Below are 24117 nucleotides of genomic sequence, written 5' to 3'. Positions count from 1 at the left end.
TCTCGCGCCGTCCGGCGCGGGTGGGGGCGCGCCGCAGCGCGGGGTGGTTCAGCGGACGGACTGGGGCGCCGGCCGGTCGGCGGCGTCGGCGACGGCGCGAGCGAGGCCGGGCCGGACCGGCAGCAGCGGGACGAGGGTGGCCTGGAGGGCGTGATAGACGTCCGCCTTGCCCTTCTTGATCAGGCTCGACGGCCGGTTGTCGACGTCGAGCTCGTGGTGCCACGAACCCCGGTCGGTGTCCACGAGGTAGGCGCGCACGTAGTCCCACCACGTGTCGTACCAGTGCCGGTAGCGAGGCTCGCCGGTCACCGCCAGCAGGGTCGCCGCGGCCCCGATGGCCTCGGCCGCGACCCAGTGGAGGCGGTTGCGCACGGCGGGGCGGCCCTCCCAGTCCACGGTGTAGACGAAGCCGTCCCGACCGTCGGCGCGCCACCCCTCGGCGACCCCGAGGTCGAAGAGGGCCAGCGCGGACTCGCGCAGCCACGCCGGGGCCGCGCGACCGGCCTCGGCGCAGGCCTGCTCGACGAGCAGGAGCAGCCTGGCCCACTCGAACCAGTGCCCGACCGTGGAGCCGTAAGGCTTGAAGGGGTCGTCGCGCCGCTCGGCGTTGAACCCGAGGAGGGGCCGCCAAGAAGCGTCGAAGTGCTCGGGCAGGCGCCAGCCCTGCGCCCGCGCCGCGTCGCAGGCGCGCTCACTGATCCGCAGGGACCGCTCGAGCAGCTCCGCCCGCCCCGTGGCGGAGAAGGCAGCGAGGTAGGCCTCGAGCATGTGCATGTTGGCGTTGAGGCCGCGGTAGTCGAGCAGCGTGGTGAACGCGCGGTCCCACTGCTCGACGACCATGCCGTCCCGGTCGTCCCAGAACCGCTCGTCCACGACGGCCAGGGCGTCCTCGAGCAGCTCGGCGCCGCCGGCGACCTGGGCGATGCTCGCGGAGGCGCCCGCGAGGATGACGAAGCTGTGGGGGTAGGCGGCCTTGTCGGTGTTCAGCGGGCGACCGGACGCGTCGAGCGCGGTGAACCACCCACCGTGCTCGGCGTCCCGGTAGAGGGTCGACAGGACCCGCACGCCGTGCGCCGCGATCGGTGCGCAGCCGGGGACGCCCAGCAGGCTGCCGAGCGAGTACACGTGCGTCATGCGGCCCGCGATGTAGAGGTGCTGGGGCTCGCCGGGGGTGAGGCGCCCGTCGGCGTCGAGCCAGCCGAAGCCGGAGTCCTCGCGGCATGAGGCCCGGCCGAAGTCGAGCAGGCGAAGGCTCTCGTGCTCGAGCCAGTGCCGGTGGAGCGGGGGCAGTTGCTGCACAGTCGTTCCTGAACTTTCGTGGGGACGGGGCGGGCCGGCCCTCGTCGTGCGAGGGCCGGCCCGGTGGTGCGGGGCGGCGGCGGACCGCCCGCGCGGCCGGTCAGGCCGCCGGCAACCGGATCACGGCGCGGCCATGAGGCCCATCTGGATCGGCAGCCACGTGGTGAGCGAGGGCCAGAAGGCCGTGACGAGCAGTGCGACGACCAGGCCGACGAAGAACGGGACCAGCTTCCGGATCACCGGCTCCACGCGCATGTTCGCCACCCTCGCACCCACGAAGAGCACGTTGCCGACCGGTGGCGTGATGACGCCGACGCAGAAGGCGAAGGTGATGAACACACCGAAGTGGATCGGGTCGTAGCCGAACGACTTCCACAGCGGCAGGAAGATCGGCGTGAAGATGAGGATCGCCGGGGCGGGGTCCATGAAGCAGCCGACCACCAGGAGGATGGCGGTCATGATGAGGATGATCACCACCTGGCTGCTCGAGACGCCGAGCAGGGTCTCGGAGATCAGCTGCGGGATCCGGGCGAAGGACATGACCCAGGACAGCAGGCCGGAGACGGCCACCAGGAGCATGACCACCGCGGTGGTGCGCGCGGCGTCGAGGAGGATCCCGGGCAGCTCGCGCACCTTCACCGTGCGGTAGACGAAGCCGAGGATCAGGCAGTAGACCACCGCGATCACCGACGACTCCGTCGGGGTGAACTGGCCGGTGAGGATGCCGCCGATGACGATGACGATCATCAGCAGCGAGGGCACGGCCCGCCAGATGACCAGGAGCGAGAGCTTCAGGCCGGGGTGGTCGGTGGTCGGCCGGCCACCGTACTTGCGCGACCCGATGTACGCGACGACACCGCACGTCAGCGCCCACAGCAGACCGGGGCCGACACCGCCCATGAACAGCGCGGCGATCGAGGTGCTCGAGGCGAGGGAGTAGATGATCAGCGTGTTGGACGGCGGGATGAGCATGCCCGCGGGTGCCGAGGCGACGTTGACCGCGGTGGCGAAGGACTTGTCGTAGCCCTCCTTGGCCATGCGCGGCGACATCACCGAGCCGATGGCCGCCGCGGCGGCGACCGCCGCGCCGGAGACGGCGCCGAACATGGCGTTGGCGACGACGTTGGTCTGCGCCAGGGAGCTGGGCATCCGGCCGACCATCACCTTGGCGGCGTCGATGAGCCGGCCGGCGATGCCGCCACTGTTCATCAGCACGCCGGCGAGGACGAAGAAGGGGATGGCCAGGAGCGAGAAGTTGTTCACCGCGGTGAACATCCGCTGGGGGGCGGCGATGATCGCGCTGTCGAAACCGAGCACGGCGATGGTGGCCAGCAGCGAGGGCAGCCCGATCGACACGGCGATCGGCACGCCCAGCGCGATGCAGCTGAAGATCCCGACGACGAGGATGATCGCGGCAAGGGTTGCGGGGTCCATGGTCAGCCCTCCCGGCGGGTGGTGTCGGTGCCCGCGCCAGGACGGTCGTCGTCCAGGCCGGACTCGCCGAGCTCGGTGGCGGCGGCGGAGTCGCCGGCGCCGTAGGTGGCGGTGGCGATGGCGGCGGTCTCGTCGTCGCCGTACGTGGCGAGGGCCGCCTCGGCCTCCTCGTCCACCGCGAGCAGCGAGGCGGGGTCCGGGACACGCAGCGCCTCGATGAGGTGGGTGAGGGCGTACCAGACGATGAGCACGCCCGTGATCGGCATGACGGTGTACATCGTGCCGACGGTGAACGGCAGCGCGGACAGCTGCTGTCCCGAGGACTGCTGGACGTACTTCCACCCGCCGTAGATGAAGACGACGGCGGCCAGCGTGATGATCGCGAGCTGGACGAAGATCAGCGCCGCGCGCATGAGCGGCTTGGGGAACAGACGGACGACGAAGTCGACCGCGATGTGGCCACGCTCGGAGAAGACGAGCGCGGACCCGAAGAGGCCGAGCCAGACGAAGATGTAGCGAGCGGCCTCCTCGCTCCAGGTGCTGGGGTTCCCCAGCAGCTGGCGCGAGGCGACCTGCCAGACCACGTCCACCACGAGTACGGCGAACAGGATGATGCAGGCGACGGACAGGACCCTGTCCAGCACTCTGGTGACGGCTTTCAACGCAAACCTACTTTCGTTGCCTCGGCCTCTTCGGGTGTCCGTCAGGCGGCCGGCGCGGCGGCGCGCGTCGCGTCGAGGAGCTTCTGCTGCGTGTCGTTGGTGATGTTCTTCTCGACCAGCGGGGCGAGCTTCTCGGCGAAGGCCTCCTTGTCGGGCTCGGTGAAGGTCACGCCGGCGGCCTTGGCCTCGTCGATGGCCGTGGAGATGGACTCCTCCCACAGGCCGTTGAACTCGTCGAGGAAGCCGTCCCACTGCTCGCGGAAGATCTTCTGGTCGTCCTCGGACATCGACTTCAGCAGGTCGCTGTTGATGACGAGGTAGTCGGTGTTGATGAGGTGGTCCGTGTAGGAGAAGTACTTGGCGACCTCGTAGTGCTTCTGCGTCACGAAGGACGGCTCGGCGTTCTCGGCGCCGTCGATGACGCCGGACTGCAGCGCGGTGTACACCTCACCGAAGGACATCGGCGTGGCCTTGCCGCCCATGGCCTCGATCATCTGGATGTTGGTGTCGGTCTCCTGGACGCGGATCTTCATGCCGGCAAGGTCCTCCGGCGTGTTGATGGGGCCTTCCTTCGTGTAGACGCCACGCATGCCGGCGGTGAAGCCGCCCACGACGCTGATCCCCTGGTCCTCGAGGGAGGAGTACAGCTCGGAGGTGATCTCGGGGTCGTTGATGACCGAGGTCTCGTGCTCCACGCTCTTGAAGACCGTCGGGAGGTTGAAGACGACGAAGTCCTTGTTGAGGTTCTCCAGCTGAGGACCGGCGACGACGGCGAGGTCGACCGCGCCGTCGGCGACGAGCTGCAGGGCCTCGGCCTGCGCGCCGAGCTGCTCGTTCGGGTAGACGTCGACGGACCAGCGGCCGTCGGTCGCCTCGGAGAGGTTCTCGCCGAAGCTGGTGAGGGCCACGGTGGAGGGGTAGTCCTCGGTCTGGTTGATGGCGAGGCGGAGGGTCTTGCCGTCGGCGGCGGCGGCGCCGTCGCTGCCGTCCGCCTTGTCACCGCCCCCGCCGCACGCGGCGAGGGTCAGCGCGGCGGCGCTGACGACAGCCGCGATCGAGAGAGTCTTGCTGCGCTTCATGGTTTCCTCTTCTGCTCGTCGATGAGCCGCTGCGCGGTGGCGGTTTCCCGTGCGCGTCGGATCTGGTGCCGGGCCGGCGATCAGCAGCAGTGCCTCGATCACCGCCCCGGCGGGAGGGGCTAGTCCGCCACCGTAACCGGTTACAGGCCCGGACGGGAAACAGGTGTCCGGATGTCGGTGCGCGGTGAGGTGGACCACACCCATTCAGGCAGATGGCGTCCGGTGTCGGCAAACAGTTGCCATCGCTTGCCTTGCCGCCGGCGCGCGCGAGCGGGGCTCTTCCCGCGGCGTCGGGGGGAGGGCGGCATCGATCCACCAGCAGCGCGCTGGCCATGGTACCCAGCGTCAGGGCACGTCCGCACCCCAACCCGCAGGTCCACGCGCGGCTGGGCAGGGCGTGAGTGACCGACCCGCTGACCAGCGCTGTTGGATCGATCTACCACCGCGCGCTACGGTGCGGGCAACCAAGGAGGGAACGTGGCACGCGCAACTCTCAAGGACGTCGCCGCGCGGGCGGGCGTCTCCCGCTCGACCGCCTCGCTCGTGGTCAGCGGCAGCAGCCGGATCTCGCCCCAGACCTCGGAGCGGGTGCGCCGGGCCATGGCCGAGCTCGGGTACGTCTACGACCGCTCCGCGGCGAACCTGCGACGCGCCCGGACAGGCACGCTCGGGCTGGTCCTCACCGACCTCAGCAACCCCTACTTCGCCGCACTCGTCATGGCCCTCGAGGACCAGGTGCACCGGGAGGGCCGGACGCTGCTCATCGGGTGCTCCAGGGATGACGCGGCCCGGCAGGCGGAGCTGCTCACCGCCATGGCCGAGCACCGCGTCGACGGCGTGCTGCTCCTGCCCGCGCACGCGAGCACCGCCGACGTGACGGCGCCGCTGGACGCGCATGGCATCCCCCTCGTCATGTTCGCCCGGCACCTCTCCGGCCCCACCCCGTACGTCGGGCCCGACAACGTCGAGGCCGGACGCCTGCTGGGCCGGCACCTCGCGGCCACCGGCATGCGCAGCGTCGTGCTGCTCGGCGGCCCACCCGACTCCTCCGCCTGGCGGGAGCGGAGCGAGGGGCTCCGCGCCGGCGCCGCCGGGGCGTTCGAGCTCGTCACGGAGCCGGCGACCGGCGTGGAGACCGCCGCGGCCGCCGCCGACGCGGTCGCGGAGCTCCTGGGCGGCGGGGCGTGGCCGGACTGCATCGTGGGCTACAACGACGTCGTCGCCATGGGCGTGGCCACGGGCCTGCGGCGCGCGGGCGTCACGCCGGGGCCGGACGTGGCGGTCGCCGGCTTCGACGACATCCCCGCCGCCGAGCAGCAGGTGCCCCCGCTGACCTCCGTCGCGACCCGGGCGGAAGAGGTCGGCCGGACGTGCGCCGCCGTGCTGCTGGACCTGCTGGCCGGGCAGACGGTCGTCACGGGGCCCCGGCTCGTCCCGCCGGCCCTCCGGGTGCGCGCCTCGACGGGCTCGTGGCGCCCCCGCCGCCACCGTCCCGACGTGCCCTGACTCCGCCACCACCACCGTCCCGACGTGCCCTGACTCCCCCACCACCACCTCTGCCGCATCGCCGGCCAAGGAGATCGACCATGCAGAAAGTCGCCGTCCTGTCGCCCCGCCAGGCCGCGGACCTCATCGCCGACGACGACGTCGTCACGGTGAGCTCGTCCTCGGCGCTCGGCTGCCCCGACGCCGTGCTGCGCGGCATCGGCGAGCGGTTCGCCGAGACGTCAGCACCCCGGAACCTCACGACCGTCCACCCCATCGCGGCGGGCGACATGTACGGCGTCAAGGGCATCGACCACCTCGCGCACCCGGGGCTGCTCGGGCGTGTCATCGTGGGGTCCTTGCCCTCCGGCCCCTCCGGTGCCACGCCACCGGCCATCTGGCGGATGGTCGAGCGGGAGGAGGTCGCCGCCTACAACTTCCCGTCCGGCGTCCTGTTCCAGATGCACCGTGCCGCGGCGGCGCACCAGCCGGGCGTCCTGACCCCGGTGGGCCTGCGCACGTTCGTGGACCCACGGCTGCAGGGCGGACGGATGAACGCCGCGACGCCGGCCGATCTCGTCGAGGTCACCGAGGTCGCCGACGAGCAGTACCTCTTCTTCCGGGCGCTGGCGCCCCAGGTCGCCGTCGTGCGTGCCACCACCGCCGACGAGTACGGCAACCTCACCTTCGAGGACGAGGGCTCACCGCTCGGGGCGCTGGACCAGGCCTACGCGGCGAAGAACAACGGCGGCATCGTCATCGCCCAGGTCAAGCGCCTTGCTCAGGGCCGGACCCTCCCGGCGCAGAGCGTCCGCGTCCCGGGGATCCTCGTGGACGCCGTCGTGCTCGCACCCGAGCAGACCCAGACCACCGCGACCGTGTTCGACCCGGCGATCGCCGGGCAGGTGCGGCGCCCGGTCGACTCCCTCCCCCCGCTCCCCTTCTCCGTGGAGAAGGTCGTCGCGCGGCGGGGGGCGCTCGAGCTGTCCCGCGGCGAGACCGTGAACCTCGGCTTCGGCGTCTCGGCGCTCGTGCCGCACGTGCTCGTGGAGGAGGGCGAGGGCACGGCGGTGTCGTGGGTGCTCGAGCAGGGCGCGGTCGGTGGTGTGCCGCTGCTCGACTTCGCCTTCGGCTGCGCCCAGAGTCCCGACGCGATCATGCAGAGCGCGGACCAGTTCACCCTCCTCCAGGGCGGCGGGTTCGGGCACTCCCTCCTGTCGTTCCTGGAGATCGGCCCGTCCGGCGACGTCAACGTGCACCACCTCCCCGGGCGCCGGCACGTCACGGCCGGCGTCGGGGGGTTCGCAGACATCACCACCGGCGCGCCGGCCATCGTGTTCCTGGGGTCGTTCACGGCGGGCCGCCGCCGGATCACCGTGACCGAGGACGGCGCGCTGGACATCGTCGAGGACGGGCCACACACCAAGCTCGTCCGTCAGGTCGCCGGCGTGACGTTCAGCGGCGCCCTGTCCCGCGAGCGGGGGCAGCGGGTGCTGTACATCACCGAGCGGTGCGTGCTCGAGCTGCGCGACGAGGGCCTGACCGTCATCGAGCTCGCCCCCGGGGTCGATATCGAGCGGCACGTCCTCGCCCGGAGCGAGGTGCCGCTGCGGGTGGCCGACGACCTCACCGAGATGGACCGCCGGCTGTTCCTCCCCGGACCCGTGGGTCTCGACCTGCCCGAGCTGCCGCGGCACGGCCGCCTGCGTGCCGTACTCGCCCGGTAGGGCAGACGTGAGGGGTGGTGGGGCACGAGGTGCCCCACCACCCCTCACGGCCGGCAGGCCGGGCGCCGGCCGGCGAGCTAGATGTGGCTCGCGGCGTCCTCGCGGGCGAGGATCTCCTCCGCCTTCGCGACGACGGCGGCGACCAGCTCGTCGTCGGGCAGCATGTCCGGCGCGAGCAGGCGCAGCAGCGCCGTGGTGGCCTCGGCGACGTCGCCGTGTGCGGCGGCCAGGACGTCGTCCCGGCGGGCGTCCTTGACCGGCGCGCCATGGCCCTGCAGGTGCAGCACCCAGGCGGCGAGCGGGCGCACCGCGCCGTCGGGCAGGCGGCCGGCCTGCCGTTCCAGGCGCAGCGCGGGCAGGATCCGCACGGGGATCTTCTGCGAACCGTCGGCGGCGATCTGGGCGAGCAGGTGCCGCACGCGGGGGTTGGAGAACCGGTCGAGCAGGGCCTGGCGGTAGCTCGCGACCTCGTCCGCGCTCAGCGGCAGGTGCGGGCCGGCCACGTCCCACCACTCCTCGACCCAGCCGCGCACGGTCGGGTCGGCGACGGCGTCGGCCACGGTCTCGTGGCCGAGGATGGTCGCGGCGTAGGCCATGAGCGAGTGCGAGCCGTTGAGCAGCCACAGCTTGCGCTGCTCGAACGGGCGGACGTCGTCGACCAGGGTCACCCCGGCCGCGTCCCAGGCGGGCCGGCCGGCGGGGAACGCCCCGGCGACGACCCACTCGCTGAACGGCTCGGTGGGCACCGGCGAGGCGTCCTCGTAACCCTCGCTGTCGGCGACGGCCTGGCGCTCGGCGTCGGTGGTGGCGGGCGTGATGCGGTCGACCATCGAGGTGGCCCAGGAGACGTGCTCGTCCATCCACGCCTGCAGCGTCGGGTCGACCTGTGCGGCGAGGTCCTGGACCACGGTCCGGAACGCCGGGCCGTTGTCGGGCAGGTTGTCGCACGGCAGCACGGTCAGCGCACCGGCGCCGGCCGCGCGGCGGGCGAGGAAGCCGCCGACGACCTTGGCCGGGGTGGTGCGCGTGCTCGCCGTCGGGTCGGCCTTGAGGGCCTCGATGTCGGCGGCGACGTCGGCGTTGTCCACCGCCAGGTGCCCGTCGGCGCCGCGCATGTACCCCGCCTCGGTGACGGTCGTGGTGATGATCGCCGTCGTCGGGGCGCGCAGGTAGTCGAGGAACGCGGCGGTCTCGGCGGCGGCGTGGACGGCGGAGAGGGAGCCGATGACCTCGAAGGTGTCCCCCTCGGCCCGCCGGGTGATGAGGGTGTAGAGCCCGTCCTGGGGGGCGAGGGCCTCGGCGGTGTCGGGGCGGCGCCCGGTGAAGGCGGCGATCCCCCACTCGCCCGCGTCCGGGGCGTGCTCGGTGTACCAGGCCTGGTGGGCGCGGGTGAAGTTGCCGATGCCCAGGTGCACGATGCGCACCGGGGCGGCGGGGCGGCCGTGGGCGGACCGCGAGAGGCGGGGCAGGGCGGTGGTCACAGCTTGAACGCCTTCCGGGGCTGGGTGACGACGAGGTCGTACGCGGTGTCGAGCGCCTCGTCCATGGTGAGGCGGTGCTCGCCGACGAGCTCGGCGAGGTACCCGGCGTCGAGGCGCCGGCTCATGTCGTGCCGGGCCGGGATGGAGAGGAAGGCGCGGGTGTCGTCGATGAACCCGGACGTGCGCCCGAAGCCGGCGCCGGAGCCGGTCACGGCCCGGCGGAAGCGGCGGATGGCGTCCGGCTCGTCGATGAACCACCAGGGCACGCCGACGTACACCGACGGGTAGAAGCCGGCCAGAGGCGCGAGCTCGCGGGAGTACACGGTCTCGTCGATGGTGAACAGGACCAGCTGGAAGTTCGGGTTGGTGCCGAACGCCGACAGGAGCGGCCGGAGGTTGTTGGTGAACTCCACCCCCATGGGGATGTCGCCGCCGACGTCGGCGCCGTACCGCTCGAAGCTCTCGGCGTGGTGGTTGCGGTACACGGCCGGGTGCATCGTCATGACCAGCCCGTCCTCGGAGGCCATCCGGGCCTGCTGGAAGACGAAGTCCCGGCGCAGCGCGTCGCCCTCCTCGGGCGTGATCTCACCGGCGCGGGCCTTGGCGTAGAGCCGTTCGGCCTCGGCGTCGTCGAGCTTGACCGCGCCGGGGTCGCGGTGGGAGTGGTCGGAGGAGACGGCGCCGCGGTCCTTGAAGAACGCGCGGCGGTTCTCCATCGCGGCGACCCAGCCGGCGTAGGTGCCGGTGTCCACGCCGGCGACCTCTCCGAGCCGGTCGACCAGGCCGTTCCACGCCTCCGTGGCGGGCTCGAGGTACTTGTCGGGCCGGAACGTCGGGGCGACCTTGCCCTCCCACGTCGGGTCGCCCGCGAGCTTCTCGTGGAAGCGCAGGTCGTCGACGGGGTCGTCGGTGGTGGCGATGAACTCGATGTCGAACTTCTTGTACAGCGCCCGAGGCCGGAACTCGGGCGTGGCGATGGCCTCGGCGATCTGGTCGTAGATGGCGTCGGCGTTGGCCTCGCTGGGCGCGAGCGTGATGCCGAAGATGTCGGCGAGCTCGGACTCGAACCAGAACTTCACCGGGGTGCCGCGGTAGGCCTTCCAGTTCGCGCACAGTAGGCGGAACGCGTTGCGCTTCTGCTCGTCGGTGAAGGTCTCCTGGTTGACGCCGAGGTCGGCGAGGGACACGCCGTTGGCGTGGAGCAGCCGGTTGACGTAGTGGTCGGGCGTGATCAGCAGCGACGTGGGGTCCTCGAACGGGACGTCGTCCGCGAGCCACTGGGGCGGCACGTGCCCGTGCGGCGAGATGATCGGCAGGTCCTTGACGGAGTCGTAGAGCTCGCGCGCGATCGTGCGCAGGCCCGGCTCGGAGGGCAGCAACCGGTCGGGGTGGACGTGGAGGACGTCGTCGTCAGAGGTGGTCATGCCGCCATCGTTCCGGCGGCGGCCGCCGCGCGCCAACGTGTTGCCGCCAGTTGCTTGTCCCGAGCCCCGGGCCGCGGCCTGGAGCGCCCCGGCGCGGTGCGCCGGCGCCGGTCGTCAGCGCACCGGGATCCCGCGCGGCGGCGTCCCGGCGGCGGGCGCCTGGGCGGGGGCCGGGCCGGTGCTCTGCCGCTCGACGAGCTTGACCGGCACGACGACCGGCGGCCCCCCGCGTGGGTGGGCCCCCTTGATCTGGGCGAGGAGGTTGCGCACCGCGGCGGCTCCCAGCGCCCGGCGGGGCGTCGCCACGGTGGTGAGCGGCGGCGTGACCAGGTCGGCGGCGAAGATGTTGTCGTAACCCACCACCGACACGTCCTCCGGCACCCGCACGCCCCGGGAGGTGACGTAGCGGATGAAGCCGATCGCCACGAGGTCGTTGAACCCGATCACCGCGGTGGTGGGCGACTGCAGCCAGGCCTTGGCGCCGGCGACGCCACCCGCCACCGTGGGGGCGAGCGGGCCGAGGCGTCGCACGTGCACGGCCAGCTCGAGGGAGGCCTCTCTCAGCCCCCGCCAGCGCATCCCGTCGGCCCACGACGCCTCCGGCCCGGCGAGGTAGGTCACCGGCTCGTGGCCCAGCTCGCCGAGGTGCTCGAGCGCGCGGCGCACGCCGCGGGAGTTGTCCGGGACGACCGACGGGATCTCCCGCACCGCGCGGTTGATCGCCACCATCGGCCGCTGCTTGGCGATCATCCGGATGGACGCGTCCGACATCCGCGAGGTGCCCAGCACGATGCCCTCCACGATCGGCAGGGCCCGCTCGAGGGCCTCGCGCTCACGACGGTCCGACTCCCGCGAGTCCACCAGCACGACCGTGTAGCCGGCCTCGGCGGCCTCGTCCTGGACGCCGTTGATGATCTCGAAGTACACGGGGTTGGTGATGTCCGGGACGACGAGGGCGAGCAGGCTCGTGTGCGTCGTCGACAGGGCGCGCGCCATGGGGTTCGTCCGATAGCCCAGGTCGGCGGCCACCTGGCGGATGCGCGCGGCCGTCTCGGAGTTGACCCGGCCAGGCCGGGAGAACGTCCGGGACACGGTCGACGGCGCCACGCCGGCGGCCTCGGCCACGTCGTAGATCGTGGGCACCCCGCGTCGCCGGGGACGGCCGGTCGTGACCGGTTCCTCCGGCACCGAGACGGCATCGGCCTCGGTCGCGCCCGTGGTGGCGTTCCCCTCCTCCGGCGCGTCAAGCCCGGGGGCGACCTCCCCCGCCCGCATCGGGGGCGCCTCGCCCGCAGGCGTCTCCGCATCGGGCGCAGGGTCGCTGGGACCGGTGAGGCCAGCGTCCGTCGTGCCGTCGTCGTGCGCCATGCGCGCGTCCCTCCTCGTCCCCGGCACCCACGGTACGTGCCTGGCTGCAAGATATGGCAACCGCTTGCTCCGCAGGCGCTTCTCCGGGTGTCGGAAAGATCGCACGACGGGTCGGGACCTTGGTCCGGCGCGGCGCGGCGCTGCGCGGCGCCGGCCGGGCCGGCGAACGGACTCATTGTCGTGCACCGGCCGCACCCGCGGGCCCGATTGCCCTCCCCCGGGCCCGGTGGGTCAATGGTGCAGACCGGTCTCGCGGCCGTCGCCGACGCCCCCGCGGTGCCACGGGTGCGCCGGTCCCGGCCACCCGCTGACGGGAGCAGCGCATGGCGACCATGACCAGCACGCTGGAGAACGCGGCGGTCCCCCACCTGCCGCGCAAGACGATCGTCGGGTACGGCGCCGGCGACGCGGGCTGCAACATCGCCTTCCAGATGACCGGCCTGTTCCTGCTCGTCTACTACACGAACGTCGAGGGCATCCACCCGGCCGACGCCGGGACCATCTTCCTCGTCGTGAAGGTGTGGGACGCCTTCGCCGACATCTTCGCCGGCCGGATGGTGGACCGGACGATGACGCGGTGGGGCAAGTTCCGCCCCTTCATCCTGTGGTTCTCGCTGCCCCTGCTGGTGTCGAACGTGCTGGCCTTCTCGATGCCGGACTTCTCCACCTACGGCTACAAGCTCGTCTGGGCGTACGCGACCTACGCCCTGCTCGGGGTCCTCTACTCGCTCGTCAACATCCCCTACGGCTCCCTGGCCGGGGCCATGAGCCAGAACCCGGTGGACCGTTCGCGCCTCGCCGCCGCGCGCATGGTCGGCTCGGGCACGACCATCCTGCTCCTCGCCATCGTCCTCGCCCCGCGGATCAAGTCGGCCCCGAACCTCCACCTGACCTTCATCGTCGTGTCCGTCGTCTTCCTCGTCGTGGGCATGGCGATGTTCCTCACCACCTTCTTCACGTCCCGGGAGACGGTCTTCCGGGAGGTCGAACGCGTGAGCCTGCGTGAGACCTTCGCCACCCTGGGGAGGAACGGCCCGCTGGTGCGCCTGTGCCTGTCGTCGTTCTTCTACCTCACCGGCCAGAACGTGGTCTCCGCGCTCACGATCTACCTCGCCAACGACGTGCTGTCCCAGTACGTCACCGGCGCCGCCGGCTGGATCGCGACCGTCGCGACCATCATCACCACGGGCGCGGTCATCTACGTCGGCCCGTTCGGGCCGACCGTCACCCGGCGCCTGGGGAAGAAGCGCGGGTTCATGATCGCCGCCGGCGTCGCCATCCTCGGCGGCCTCGTCTTCTGGGCGAGCAACAGCCTCGTCATCGCCCTGCTCGGGCTCTTCCTCATCGGCCTGGGCATGGCGCTGCTCAACACCATGACCTGGGCACTCGAGGCCGACACCGTCGAGTACGGGGAGTACCAGACGGGCGTGCGCACCGAGGGCGCCACGTACGCCGCCTTCTCCTTCACCCGCAAGGTCGGCCAGGCGGTCGGCGCCGCCATCGCCTCCTACGCCCTGGCCTTCATCGGCTTCCAGCCGTCGACGTCGGACCACCCCGTGAGCCAGACGCCGCAGGTGCTCGCGGGCATGCAGACCGCCGGCGCGGTGCTGCCCGCGGCCTTCTTCCTCGTCGCGCTGCTGATCATGTCGACCTACCCGCTCACCGAGGAGCGGTTCAAGGAGATCGTGCACGGTATCGTCGAGAACCGGGCCAAGCGCCACGCCGAGCTGCACGGGGGCGAGAGCCTCGCCGGCGCCGGCTGATCCGGCCGCAACGGCCGCACCGCCGCATCCCCCACCTGTCGTCCGCCCCGCGTCCGCGCACCCGCGTGACGGTCGGGGCGGCGCGCCGCCGAGGCACGGACCTGGCCCTCGCCGAGCACCCACACGAGAGGAACCCGCATGCTGCGCCCACAGGACACCGCCACCCGCGAACGCCGCTCGCTCACCGGCCTCTGGAGGTTCCGCGCCGATGCCGACGGCGCCGGGCGGGACGAGCGGTGGTTCGCCGGCCCGCTGGCGGACGCGATCGACATGCCGGTCCCGGCCAGCTACAACGACATCGTCCCCGGGCGCGACCTGCACGACCACGTCGGTGAGGTCTGGTACCAGACCACCGCCCGGGTCCCGCGCGGGTGGGCCGGGCAGCGGGTCGTCCTGCGCTTCGACTCCGCCACCCACCACGCCACCGTCTGGGTCGGCGACACCGAGGTGATGTCCCACCAGGGCGGCTACACCCCCTTCGAGGCCGACGTCACCGGCCTCGTCACCCCCGGCGAGGTCGTGCGGATCACCGCGGCGGTGGACAACCGGCTCACGTGGGCGACCATCCCGCCGGGCATCATCGAGGACACCCCGCACGGCAAGCGGCAGAAGTACATGCACGACTTCTTCAACTACGCCGGCCTGCACCGGCCGGTGTGGCTCTACACCACCCCGCCCACCCGCGTCGACGACGTCACCGTCGTCCCGGGCACCACCGGCGACCCGATGGCGGCCGACGTGACGGGCACGGTGGGCTACGCCGTCGAGGTCGCCGGCCCGGACGGCGGCGCCGCCCAGGTGCGGGTGCGGCTGCGGGACGCCGACGGCGCCGAGGTCACCCGCGGCACCGGGGCCGAGGGCGTGCTCGAGGTGCCGAGGGTGCACCTGTGGCAGCCCGGCGAGGGCTACCAGTACGACCTCGTCGTGGAGGTGCTCGCCGCCGACGGGGCCGTGGTGGACAGCTACGTGCAGAAGGTCGGCGTGCGCACGCTGGAGGTGCGCGGCACGGAGTTCCTCATCAACGGCCGCCCGTTCTACTTCCGCGGCTTCGGCATGCACGAGGACCACCTCACCCGGGGCAAGGGCCACGACGACGCGGAGATGGTCCACGACTTCGAGCTGCTGCGGTGGATCGGCGCGAACTCCTTCCGCACCTCGCACTACCCCTACGCCGAGGAGGTGCTCGACTACGCCGACGCCCACGGCGTCGTCGTCATCGACGAGACCCCGGCGGTGGGCATGAACGCCTCGGTCGCCGCCGTCCTGGGCACGAAGATCGACCAGGTCTTCTCCGAGGAGGCGGTGGGCTCCGCCGCGCAGGCGGCCCACGCGCAGGCCATCCGCGAGCTCATCGCCCGCGACAAGAACCACCCCTCCGTGGTCATGTGGTCCATCGCGAACGAGCCGGAGTCCCACACCCCGGAGTCCGAGGAGTACTTCAGGCCGCTGTTCGCCCTCGCCCGCGAGCTCGAGCAGCACCGTCCGGTCGGCTTCGTCAACGTCATGTACTCCAAGGCGGACGTCGACCGGCTCGCCCAGTACAGCGACGTCATCATGATCAACCGCTACTACGGCTGGTACGCCAACACCGGCGACCTCGCCGCCGCCGAAGCCGACCTCGAGGCCGAGCTGCGCGCGTGGGAGGCGCACGGCAAGCCGGTGCTCATGACCGAGTACGGCGCGGACACCGTCGCGGGCCTGCACGACCTCTACGGCGCCCTGTGGTCCGAGGAGTACCAGAGCGAGCTGCTGGACATGTACCACCGGGTCTTCGACCGGGTCGAGGCGGTCCAAGGTGAGCACGTCTGGAACTTCGCCGACTTCCAGACCTCCCGCGGCATCGTCCGGGTGGACGGCAACAAGAAGGGCGTGTTCACCCGCGACCGGCGGCCCAAGGCGGCCGCGCACCTCCTGCGCCGCCGCTGGACCGGACGGGACTGACCCTTCCCCGGGGCGCTGCTCGGCGTCCCCGGCCACGGGTGCCTCGGGCCCGGCTCCGCCTGCGGAGCCGGGCCCGTGCCGTTGCCCGGCGAACGTGGCCCTCGTCACCTCGGCGCACGGGCCTCCGCGCCAGCGCGCCGTTCGAGCCGCCATCGGCCCGGGCAACTCCCGACAACCGTCGTGCAACCCATGGCAAGTGATGGAACTTGCGGGTGCCGGGGACGGATAACAGTTCCAACGCGCTACGACCTTCCGCCCGGCCATGCATGGGGGGCAGCAGAGGGCGAGCATCCTTTTTCCGTCAAGGAGATTCCATGAGCACCGCACAGGCCACGGCCGTCCAGCGGTCAGCACCGAGCGCCCAGGGTCCCCACCTCAGCGTCCGGACGATCTTCGGCTACGGCGCCGGCGACGCCGGCTGCAACATCGCCTTCCAGATGACGGGCCTGTTCCTGCTCGTCTTCTACACCGACGTCGTGGGCATCAGCCCCGCCCACGCCGGCAGCATCTTCCTCTTCGTCAAGATCTGGGACGCCTTCGCGGACCTGTTCGCCGGGCGCATGGTCGACCGCACGATGACCCGCTTCGGCAAGTTCCGGCCGTTCATCCTGTGGTTCTCGCTGCCGCTGCTGGCCTCGAACCTGCTGGCGTTCTGGATCCCGGTCGAGAGCTACGGCCTCAAGCTCGTCTGGGCGACCGTCTCCTACGCCCTGCTCGGCCTGCTCTACTCCCTGGTGAACATCCCCTACGGCTCCCTCGCCGGCGCGATGAGCCAGAACCCGGTGGACCGCTCCCGCCTGTCCGCCGCCCGCATGGTCGGCTCCGGCAGCACCATCCTGCTGCTCTCGGTCATCCTCGCCCCGAAGATCAAGAGCTCGGACAACCTCGCGTCGACCTTCCTGGTCACCGCCGTCATCTTCCTCGTCGTCGGCATGGTCATGTTCATGACCACGTTCTTCACCTCGAAGGAGACGGTCTACCGCGAGGTCGAGCGGGTCACCTTCAAGGAGACCATGCAGACGCTGCGGCACAACGGCCCGCTGCTGCGGCTGTGCGGCTCCTCGCTCTTCTACCTCATCGGCCAGAACATCGTCTCCGCGCTCGGCATCTACATCGCCAACCACGCCCTGGCCCAGTACGCCGGTGCCGGCAACTGGCTGGCCGCCGTCGTCACGATCATCACCACCGGCGCCGTGCTCTACGTCGGTCCGCTCGGCCCCGGCGTCACCCGCAAGCTCGGCAAGAAGCACGGCTTCATGACCGCGGCCGGGATCGGCATCGCCGGCGGCCTCGTCTTCGCGATCGCCAACAGCCTGCTGGTCAGCCTCGTCGGCCTGTTCCTCATCGGCTTCGGCATGGGCCTGCTCAACACCATGACCTGGGCGCTGGAGGCCGACACGGTCGAGTACGGCGAGTACAAGACCGGCATCCGCACCGAGGGCGCCACCTACGCCGCGTTCTCCTTCATCCGCAAGGTCGGCCAGGCGGTCGGCGCCGCCATCGGCGCCTACGTGCTCGGCTTCGTCGGCTACAACGCCACCCTGGAGGTCCAGCCACAGTCGGTGCTCGACGGCATCCAGACCTGGGGCGCGCTGCTGCCCGCGGCGTTCTTCCTCGGCGCCTTCCTCATCATGTCCCGCTACCCGCTCACCGAGGCGAAGTTCCAGGAGATCATGACGAGCATCCAGGAGAACCGCGCCAAGCGGCACGCCGAGCTCCACCCCGACGACGTCGCCTGACCGTTCGTCACCCGAAGGGCGCTGCACCCGCGGCGCCCTTCGGCGCGTCGGGCGCCCGCCACCCCGCGATGCCCCGGCGTGGGCACGGCCGGACGGCCGGACCGTACAGTGATTCACCAGCAACCTGAGGAGGACGCCGTGCCGGCACGCTTCGAGAACCTGACCGGGGAGACGCTCTCCCTGGCCGACGCCGTCGGCGCCCAGCTCGCCGGCGCCGCGCCGCTGGGCGTCGCCTACTCCGGCGGCGTCGACTCCGCGCTGCTGCTCGCCCTGGCCGTGCGCAGCCTCGGCGCCGACGACGTCGTCGCCCTCCTCGGCATCTCCCCCTCCCTCGCCCGCTCCGAGCGGGCCCGCGCCCACGAGACCGCCGCCTTCATCGGCGCCCGGGTCGTCGAGATCGAGACCCACGAGGGCGAGAACCCCGACTACGTCAAGAACGGCGCCGACCGCTGCTTCTTCTGCAAGGACGAGCTCTTCCGCCGCATCTCCGACGAGGTGGTCGCGGCGCACGGCCTGGCCGCCGTGGCCTACGGCGAGAATGCCGACGACGCCCGGCGGCCCGACCGTCCCGGCGCCCAGGCGGCCACCAACCACCGGGTGCTGCGCCCGCTGTCCGTCGCGGGGCTGACCAAGGAGCAGGTCCGCGAGGTGGCCCGGGCCCTCGAGCTGCCGGTCGCCGACAAGCCCGCCGCCCCGTGCCTCGCCTCGCGGATCCCCCACGGCGAGCAGGTCACCCCCGAGAAGCTCCGCCAGGTGGAACGGGCCGAGGAGGTGCTGCGCGAGCTGGGCTTCTCGGACGGGCGGGTGCGCCACCACGGCGACATCGCCCGCATCGAGCTGCCGACGGCGGAGCTCGGCCGGGCCACCGCGGACGACGTGCGGGAGGAGCTGGTGCGCGGGGTCCGCGCGGTCGGCTTCCGGTTCGTCGTCGTCGACCTCAAGGGCATCCAGTCCGGGGCGTTCACCCTCCCGCTGGTGCAGGTGGGCCGCCGTGGCTGACCCGCGCCCGACCGTCGAGTCCCTGACCGCGGCCGGTCCGGCCGCCGGTCCCACCGCCGACCACGCGTTCGACCCCACCGCGGGCATCGCGGAGCTCGACCACGACCGGGCCCGCCGCCGCGGGTACGCCGAGGCCGTCTTCTGCGAGGGCAAGTCCCCCGCCCAGCTGCGGGCCATCGCCACCGCCCTGCGCGAGCGGCACGCCGACGGCGCGCCTGCCGGCGCCCGCACGCTGTTCACCCGGGCCGACGAGGAGCGGGCCGCGGCCATCCTCGACGTCCTGCCCGACGCCCGCCATGAGCCGGAGGCCCGCCTCCTCGCCTGGCCGCCCGAGCCGCCCGAGCCCACCGGGGGCCTGGTCGTCGTCGCCTGCGCCGGCACGTCCGACCTGCCGGTGGCCCGCGAGGCCGAGCTGACCGCCCGGTACCTGGGCCGGCGCACCGAGCTCGTCGTCGACGTCGGCATCGCCGGCCTGCACCGCATCCTCGCCCGTGTGGACACCCTGCGCCGGGCCGCCGCGATCGTCGTCGTCGCCGGCATGGACGGGGCGCTGCCGGGGGTGGTGGCCGGGCTGGTCTCCGCGCCCGTGGTCGCCGTGCCCACCTCGGTGGGCTACGGCGCGAGCTTCCAGGGGATGGCCGCGCTGCTCACCATGCTCAACTCCTGCGCGCCGGGGGTGGGTGTGGTGAACATCGACAACGGCTACGGCGGCGGGCACCTGGCCGCCCAGATCGCGGCCCCGCGACCGGAGTAGCGCTGCCACCGGCCTGGGACCGGCGCCGGCGCCCGAACGGCGACGGTCCCCGGCCGCATGTCAGGATGACGCCATGAGCACCGTCTTCAGCAAGATCATCGCCGGGGAGCTCCCGGGCCGGTTCGTCTGGGCGGACGAGCGCTGCGTGGTCTTCTCCACCATCGCGCCGATCACCGAGGGGCACATGCTCGTGGTCTCCCGCGAGGAGGTCCCGCAGTACACCGACGCCCCCGACGACCTCGTCGCGCACCTCGCGGTGGTCGCCAAGACGGTCGGGCGCGCCCAGATGGCCGCCTTCGACGCCCCCCGGGCCGCGGTGCTGGTGGCGGGCTTCGAGATCGACCACCTCCACCTTCACGTGATGCCGGCGTGGAGCGAGGCGGCGCTGCGGTTCGACAACGCCCGTGAGGACGTGCCCGCCGAGGAGCTCGACGCCGCCGCCGAACGGGTGCGCGAGGCGCTGCGTGCCGCGGGCGAGGGGGCGCACGTGCCCGCCGCGCTCGGCGCGCCCACGCTGGGCTGACCGCGCCGCCTCGGCGGACGCCGGGGCGGTCCCACCGATCAGGGCCTGGCCGGTCGCAGCCCTCAGAGGAGCAGCAGCCAGCGGTCCCAGAAGACCACGACGACGGCCAGGACGACGAGGGCGTACCAGACCGCGACGATCACCCAGCGGTCGAGGACGAGCGCTCGCCGCAGCCGCTCCCCGGCCGCGACGTGCCCGGCCTGGACGGCGCGCGCCCAGGTGTGGACGAACACCGGGATCATCACCGTCCACACGACCAGGCAGAACGGGCACAGGCCGCGGATGACGAACAGCGCCTGGTACTGGAACCAGAACACCCACACCATCCCCAGGCTCACCCCGGTGAGCAGCACCCGCCAGAACCAGCGCGCCACCTGGCCCCGGGCCAGCAGCACGAGCCCGACGGCGGTCAGGGCGCCGAACGCCGCCGTGCCCACCACGGCGTTCGGCGGTCCGAGCACGTGCGCCTGCCAGGTGGTGATGAAGGTGCCGCACCCGACGAGCGGGTTGAAGTCGCAGGCGAGGGAGGCGTTGGGGTTGGCGGCCACGGTGATCTCGGAGAGCACGAGCTCGACGGCGGCCCACAGGCCGAGCACCCCGGCGACGGTGAGCAGCCAGGCGAGCTCGCGGGGCGCGCCGCCCGCGCGCTGGTGCGCGCTGGGCCGGGACCGGTCGAGCGTCGCGAGCTCGCGCTCGAGCTCGTCGTCGCTGAGCCGGTCGAGCTCGGGCCGGTCGTCCGGCCGTGACGGGGTGCGCCTGGCGCTCACGTGACCTCCCTGTTCCGGCCCCAGTATGCGCGCGGGCCCGGTCGTCCCGGAGTGGCCGCCTACGGGGTGGGCGTGGCGCCGTCGGGCGCGGTGGCCTGCTCGCCGGGCGTGCCGCCCGGGGTGGCCTGGTCGGCCGGGGCGCCGGAGGCGGCTGCGCCGTCGGGCAGGTCCGCGGGGGGCGCCGTCGGGAGCGGGGTCCAGGGGCCGAGCGTCACCTGGGCGTCCTTGTCGATCGTAATGCGGCGCAGGGCGTAGGGCACCCCGGTGGCGCGGTCGGCCTGCACCACGGTGAGCGCGGCCGGCGCGGACAGCGGTCCGACCGTGGCGGCGCCGGGGGCGGCGCCGCCGCTCGAGGCGCTGACGTAGCGCACCGCGTGCCCGCGGACCTCCGGGCCCACGGTGCGGTGCCAGTGGCCGGACAGCTGCAGGCTCGCGCAGCCGCGCCGCATGGTGGCGTTGCCGGCGCGCGGGTTGTGCACGAGCAGGATGTCGACCGGGCGTCCGTCGCGCTGCTCCGCGCAGGCGATGTCCGCCAGCCGCCGGCCCATGGCCAAGATCGTCTCGTTGCGCTCGGGCCGGGTGCCTCCGGCGCCGACCGTGGTGACCGTGGGGTCGGTGTCCCCGAGGATCCGCACCCCCTCCACCTCCACCACGTCGCCGCTGAGCACGGTGCGGCCCGCGGCGCGCTCCTGCTGGGCCGTGGTCGCCGAGTCGTGGTTGCCGGTGGACACCACGACCGGCACGTGCCGCGGCACGGCGCGGGCGAAGGCGTTGACGCAGTAGGACTCCACCGAGGTCCCGCTCATCACCGTGTCGCCGCCGTCGAGGAGCACCTGCGCGCCGGACTGCTCCATCGCGGCGGTGATGACCCGCGCCATGCCGACGTTGCAGTGCAGGTCGGACACGAAGAGGAGGGTCACGGGGTCGGCGGGCGGGTCGGCGGCCGGACCCGCGGCGGCTGCGTCCGTGCCCTGGTCGGGCGCCGGCGTCCCGGCACCGGGGGTCTCCACCGACGGCGGGGCGTGCGACGCGGGGTCGGCGGCGTAGGCGGCCGTGAGGTTGCGGGTCACCTCGTCGTAGAACTTCTCGTTACGCTCGTAGGCGTTCTTCACCGTCGGGCCGTAGGCGGCGACGACGTCGGCCAGCCGCCCGGTGATCCGCGCGCCCTGCAGCGGGGTGCCGTCGAGCACGGCCGGGCTGTACCCCGCCGGGCGGTCCGGGGTGGCGGCGGGCACCACGACGACGGCGACGGTGCTCAGGGCGGCGGCCCCGGCCAGCGCGGCGACGCCCGGACGGGCGAGCGCCGCCTTGAGCTCGTCGCGCAGCCGGCCCCCCGAGGCCAGCCGCCCGGCGGCGAGCAGGACGAGCATGATCGACCACGCCACGGCCGTGCGGCCGAGCGCGTCACGGACCAGGCCGGTGACGGCGTCGTGCAGGGCCGCCTCCGGCTCGCTGAAGAGCTGCCCGTACGCCTTGGCGTCCCCCAGCAGCCCCGTGAGCGGGTTGCCCCCGGCGGGGCTGAGGGCGGAGGGGATCTCCTCGACGACGACGTCGACGCCCAGCGGCCAGGGCAGCGGGGAAGCGATGCTCAGCGCGCCCAGCGGGCCGAGCTGGACGGTGACCTGGCGGTCGAGCGTGACATGGAGGTCGGCCCGGTGCGGGCCCAGCGAGGCGTGCGTGGACGCGGTGGTGACGCCGAAGGCGGCGGCGAGCAGACCGGTGACGAGCAGGGTCAGCGCCGTGCGGATGGTGCGCCGGGTGGTGGGGGTCTGTCGGTGCCACCACTCCCAGCGCCGTCGGGGCGTCGTCGTGCTGTCCATCCCGCCCATTCCATCATCTCGGGCGCCGGCGCGAGCCATCGCTGCGCGCGCGGGCCGGGAGACGCGCTGCGGGCCCCGCGCCGACGTGCGACGGCGCGCCGGTCACCGCATGCTGAGAACGACCGGGCCTCGGCGTGAGACCCGGCCGACAGGAGGTGAGCATGGGGCAGGACGTCCAGGCGAAGGTCTACTCGCGGCGGGACCACAGCCGGCACCGGGAGGCCGTGCAGCGCTGCCTCGACGCCCTCGCACGGATGCTCGAGGAGGGCTCGTTCGTCGAGGAGGAGTGGCGCACCGGCCTGGAGATCGAGCTCAACCTCGTCGACGGGAACCTCGACCCGGCGATGAACAACGCCGACGTGCTCGCGCACATCGACGACATGCGCTTCCAGACCGAGCTCGGCCGGTTCAACATCGAGGTGAACATCGAGCCGCGCCGCATCGACGGCCAGTCGCTCGCCCAGCTCGAGAGCGCGCTGCGCAAGAACCTCAACCGGGCCCGCGACCGCGCCGGCGACGTCGGCTCGGACATCTGCATGATCGGCATCCTGCCGACGCTGCCGCGCCCGGAGCACGGCTTCTCGTGGTTCTCCGAGAACGCCCGCTACCGCATGCTCGACCAGGCGGTCATGTCCGCCCGCCGCGAGGACATCGCGCTGGACATCCCCGGCCCGGAGCGGCTGCAGATGACCAACGACACCGTCGCCGTCGAGGCCGCCTGCACCTCGGTGCAGCTGCACCTGCAGGTCCGCCCGGCGAGCTTCCCGCGGTACTGGAACGCCGCCCAGGTCCTCGCCGGACCGCAGCTCGCCGTCGGGGCGAACTCGCCGTACCTGTTCGGCCACCGCCTCATGGCCGAGACGCGCACCGAGCTGTTCCTCCAGGCCACCGACACCCGCCCGCCCGAGCTGCGCAACCAGGGGGTGCGCCCGCTGGTGCCCTTCGGGGACCGGTGGATCAACTCCATCTTCGACCTGTTCGAGGAGAACGTGCGCTACTACCCCGCGCTGCTCCCGGAGGTCAGCGACGAGGACCCGCTCGCCGTCCTCGACGCCGGGGGCACGCCGCAGCTGTCCGAGCTGCGCATGCACAACGGCACCATCTGGCGCTGGAACCGGCCCATCTACGACGTCTCCGACGGGCAGCCGCACCTGCGGGTCGAGAACCGGGTGCTGCCCTCGGGCCCGACGGTGGTCGACGTCATCGCGAACGCGGCCTTCTTCTACGGCGCCGCGGTGGAGATGGTCGCGGACGAGCGGCCGGTGTGGTCGCGGATGAGCTTCGAGGCCGCCCGGCAGAACTTCCACGAGGCGGCGCGCGAGGGCGCCGCCGCGCGGCTGTACTGGCCCGGCGCGGGACAGGTCGACTGGGACGAGCTCGTCCTGCGGGTGCTCCTCCCCCTCGCCCACCGTGGCCTGGAGCGGCTGGGCGTGGCCGCGGACGTGATCGACAAGTACCTCGGGATCATCGAGGCCCGCGCCAAGCTCAAGGTCAACGGCGCGTCGTGGCAGGTCGCCGCGACGGAGGCGTTCGAGGAGCGTGGGATGGACCGCCCGACCGCGCTGCGGGAGATGCTGCGCGAGTACATGCGCCACATGAACGCCAACGAGCCGGTGCACACCTGGCCGGTGCCCTGAGGCCCTGCCCCGTCCCCCTGATGCCCAGCGGGAGGCGGCGTCTCGGGACGGGGCCAGCGCATGCGGACGGCGGAGACTCGGCCATGATCCTGAGTTGGCTCAATTTAGTGCCACGTGCCGTCCGGAGCGTGGATGCGGGTCAGGGCCTGGGTGAGGTCGGCGGGTAGGGGGTCGGCGGCGGTGATGTCGTGGTCGCCGGCGCGGATGGTGATGGT

General features: G+C 72.6%; 18 protein-coding genes. 9 read left to right on the top strand and 9 right to left on the bottom strand.

Going from position 1 to position 24117, the window contains the following annotated elements; translation table 11 throughout:
• Positions 1-48 precede the first annotated feature (48 nt).
• The 4 genes from GD970_RS01215 to GD970_RS01200 all read right to left on the bottom strand — a co-directional run bounded on the left by GD970_RS01215 (position 49) and on the right by GD970_RS01200 (position 4474).
• A complete protein-coding gene (locus GD970_RS01215; RefSeq protein WP_152199810.1) occupies positions 49-1299 on the bottom strand; it encodes an AGE family epimerase/isomerase in 1251 nt (416 codons plus the stop codon).
• 120 nt (positions 1300-1419) lie between these two features.
• Complete coding sequence (locus GD970_RS01210; RefSeq protein ID WP_152199808.1) at positions 1420-2733, bottom strand: TRAP transporter large permease; 1314 nt, start codon at positions 2731-2733, stop codon at positions 1420-1422.
• 2 nt (positions 2734-2735) lie between these two features.
• Positions 2736-3377 carry a TRAP transporter small permease gene (locus GD970_RS01205; RefSeq protein WP_226925046.1) on the bottom strand — a complete coding sequence of 214 codons (642 nt, stop codon included), beginning with the start codon at positions 3375-3377 and terminating at the stop codon, positions 2736-2738.
• A 59-nt stretch (positions 3378-3436) separates the two neighbouring features.
• A complete protein-coding gene (locus tag GD970_RS01200) occupies positions 3437-4474 on the bottom strand; it encodes a TRAP transporter substrate-binding protein (protein WP_152199803.1) in 1038 nt (345 codons plus the stop codon).
• 477 nt (positions 4475-4951) lie between these two features.
• On the opposite strand from GD970_RS01200, the gene GD970_RS01195 reads away from it, so the two are divergent.
• Together GD970_RS01195 and GD970_RS01190 are read left to right on the top strand one after the other, a co-directional pair.
• Positions 4952-5980, top strand: coding sequence for a LacI family DNA-binding transcriptional regulator (locus GD970_RS01195; RefSeq protein WP_152199801.1), 1029 nt, complete (start codon positions 4952-4954; stop codon positions 5978-5980).
• Between the two features lie 80 nt (positions 5981-6060).
• Positions 6061-7686: an acyl CoA:acetate/3-ketoacid CoA transferase gene (locus tag GD970_RS01190; protein WP_152199799.1), complete on the top strand. Its 1626-nt coding sequence runs from the start codon at positions 6061-6063 to the stop codon at positions 7684-7686.
• Between the two features lie 77 nt (positions 7687-7763).
• On the opposite strand, the gene GD970_RS01185 is transcribed toward GD970_RS01190, so the two are convergent.
• From GD970_RS01185 to GD970_RS01175, 3 genes are all read right to left on the bottom strand, one after another.
• The gene (locus tag GD970_RS01185) at positions 7764-9167 is read right to left on the bottom strand and encodes a mannitol dehydrogenase family protein (RefSeq protein ID WP_152199797.1); all 1404 of its coding nucleotides are present in this window, start codon (positions 9165-9167) and stop codon (positions 7764-7766) included.
• Complete coding sequence (gene uxaC, locus GD970_RS01180; protein ID WP_152199795.1) at positions 9164-10591, bottom strand: glucuronate isomerase; 1428 nt, start codon at positions 10589-10591, stop codon at positions 9164-9166. The genes GD970_RS01185 and uxaC overlap by 4 nt, the downstream gene beginning before the upstream one ends.
• Before the next feature lie 114 nt (positions 10592-10705).
• Complete coding sequence (locus GD970_RS01175; RefSeq protein WP_226925044.1) at positions 10706-11959, bottom strand: LacI family DNA-binding transcriptional regulator; 1254 nt, start codon at positions 11957-11959, stop codon at positions 10706-10708.
• A gap of 323 nt (positions 11960-12282) precedes the next feature.
• Between GD970_RS01175 and GD970_RS01170 the strand changes: the two genes are divergently transcribed.
• The 6 genes from GD970_RS01170 to GD970_RS01145 all read left to right on the top strand — a co-directional run bounded on the left by GD970_RS01170 (position 12283) and on the right by GD970_RS01145 (position 19678).
• Complete coding sequence (locus GD970_RS01170) at positions 12283-13722, top strand: glycoside-pentoside-hexuronide (GPH):cation symporter (protein ID WP_152199793.1); 1440 nt, start codon at positions 12283-12285, stop codon at positions 13720-13722.
• 138 nt (positions 13723-13860) lie between these two features.
• Positions 13861-15663: a beta-glucuronidase gene (gene uidA / locus GD970_RS01165; protein ID WP_152199791.1), complete on the top strand. Its 1803-nt coding sequence runs from the start codon at positions 13861-13863 to the stop codon at positions 15661-15663.
• Between the two features lie 314 nt (positions 15664-15977).
• Complete coding sequence (locus tag GD970_RS01160) at positions 15978-17402, top strand: glycoside-pentoside-hexuronide (GPH):cation symporter (RefSeq protein ID WP_170297227.1); 1425 nt, start codon at positions 15978-15980, stop codon at positions 17400-17402.
• Between the two features lie 138 nt (positions 17403-17540).
• Entirely contained in the window at positions 17541-18401 is an 861-nt protein-coding gene (gene larE / locus GD970_RS01155; RefSeq protein ID WP_152199786.1) for an ATP-dependent sacrificial sulfur transferase LarE, read from the top strand.
• Positions 18402-18486: 85 nt separating this feature from the next.
• The gene (gene larB, locus GD970_RS01150; protein ID WP_152200072.1) at positions 18487-19155 is read left to right on the top strand and encodes a nickel pincer cofactor biosynthesis protein LarB; all 669 of its coding nucleotides are present in this window, start codon (positions 18487-18489) and stop codon (positions 19153-19155) included.
• Between the two features lie 73 nt (positions 19156-19228).
• A complete protein-coding gene (locus tag GD970_RS01145; protein ID WP_152199784.1) occupies positions 19229-19678 on the top strand; it encodes an HIT family protein in 450 nt (149 codons plus the stop codon).
• A 62-nt stretch (positions 19679-19740) separates the two neighbouring features.
• Here GD970_RS01145 and GD970_RS01140 read toward each other — a convergent pair whose 3' ends face one another.
• The gene (locus tag GD970_RS01140; RefSeq protein WP_170297228.1) at positions 19741-20445 is read right to left on the bottom strand and encodes a vitamin K epoxide reductase family protein; all 705 of its coding nucleotides are present in this window, start codon (positions 20443-20445) and stop codon (positions 19741-19743) included.
• Between the two features lie 59 nt (positions 20446-20504).
• Positions 20505-22265: a metallophosphoesterase family protein gene (locus GD970_RS01135; protein WP_152199780.1), complete on the bottom strand. Its 1761-nt coding sequence runs from the start codon at positions 22263-22265 to the stop codon at positions 20505-20507.
• Positions 22266-22426: 161 nt separating this feature from the next.
• Here GD970_RS01135 and GD970_RS01130 point away from each other — a divergent pair, with 161 nt between their 5' ends.
• Positions 22427-23902, top strand: a complete 1476-nt coding sequence (locus GD970_RS01130) for a glutamate-cysteine ligase family protein (protein ID WP_152199777.1) — start codon at positions 22427-22429, stop codon at positions 23900-23902.
• The last annotated feature ends 215 nt before the right edge of the window (positions 23903-24117 follow it).

It is taken from the genome of Georgenia thermotolerans (genome assembly GCF_009193185.1).
GTDB lineage: Bacteria > Actinomycetota > Actinomycetes > Actinomycetales > Actinomycetaceae > Georgenia > Georgenia thermotolerans.
The sequence above is the reverse complement of the archived record's forward strand: the minus strand, read 5'-3'. Positions and strand labels throughout refer to the sequence as shown.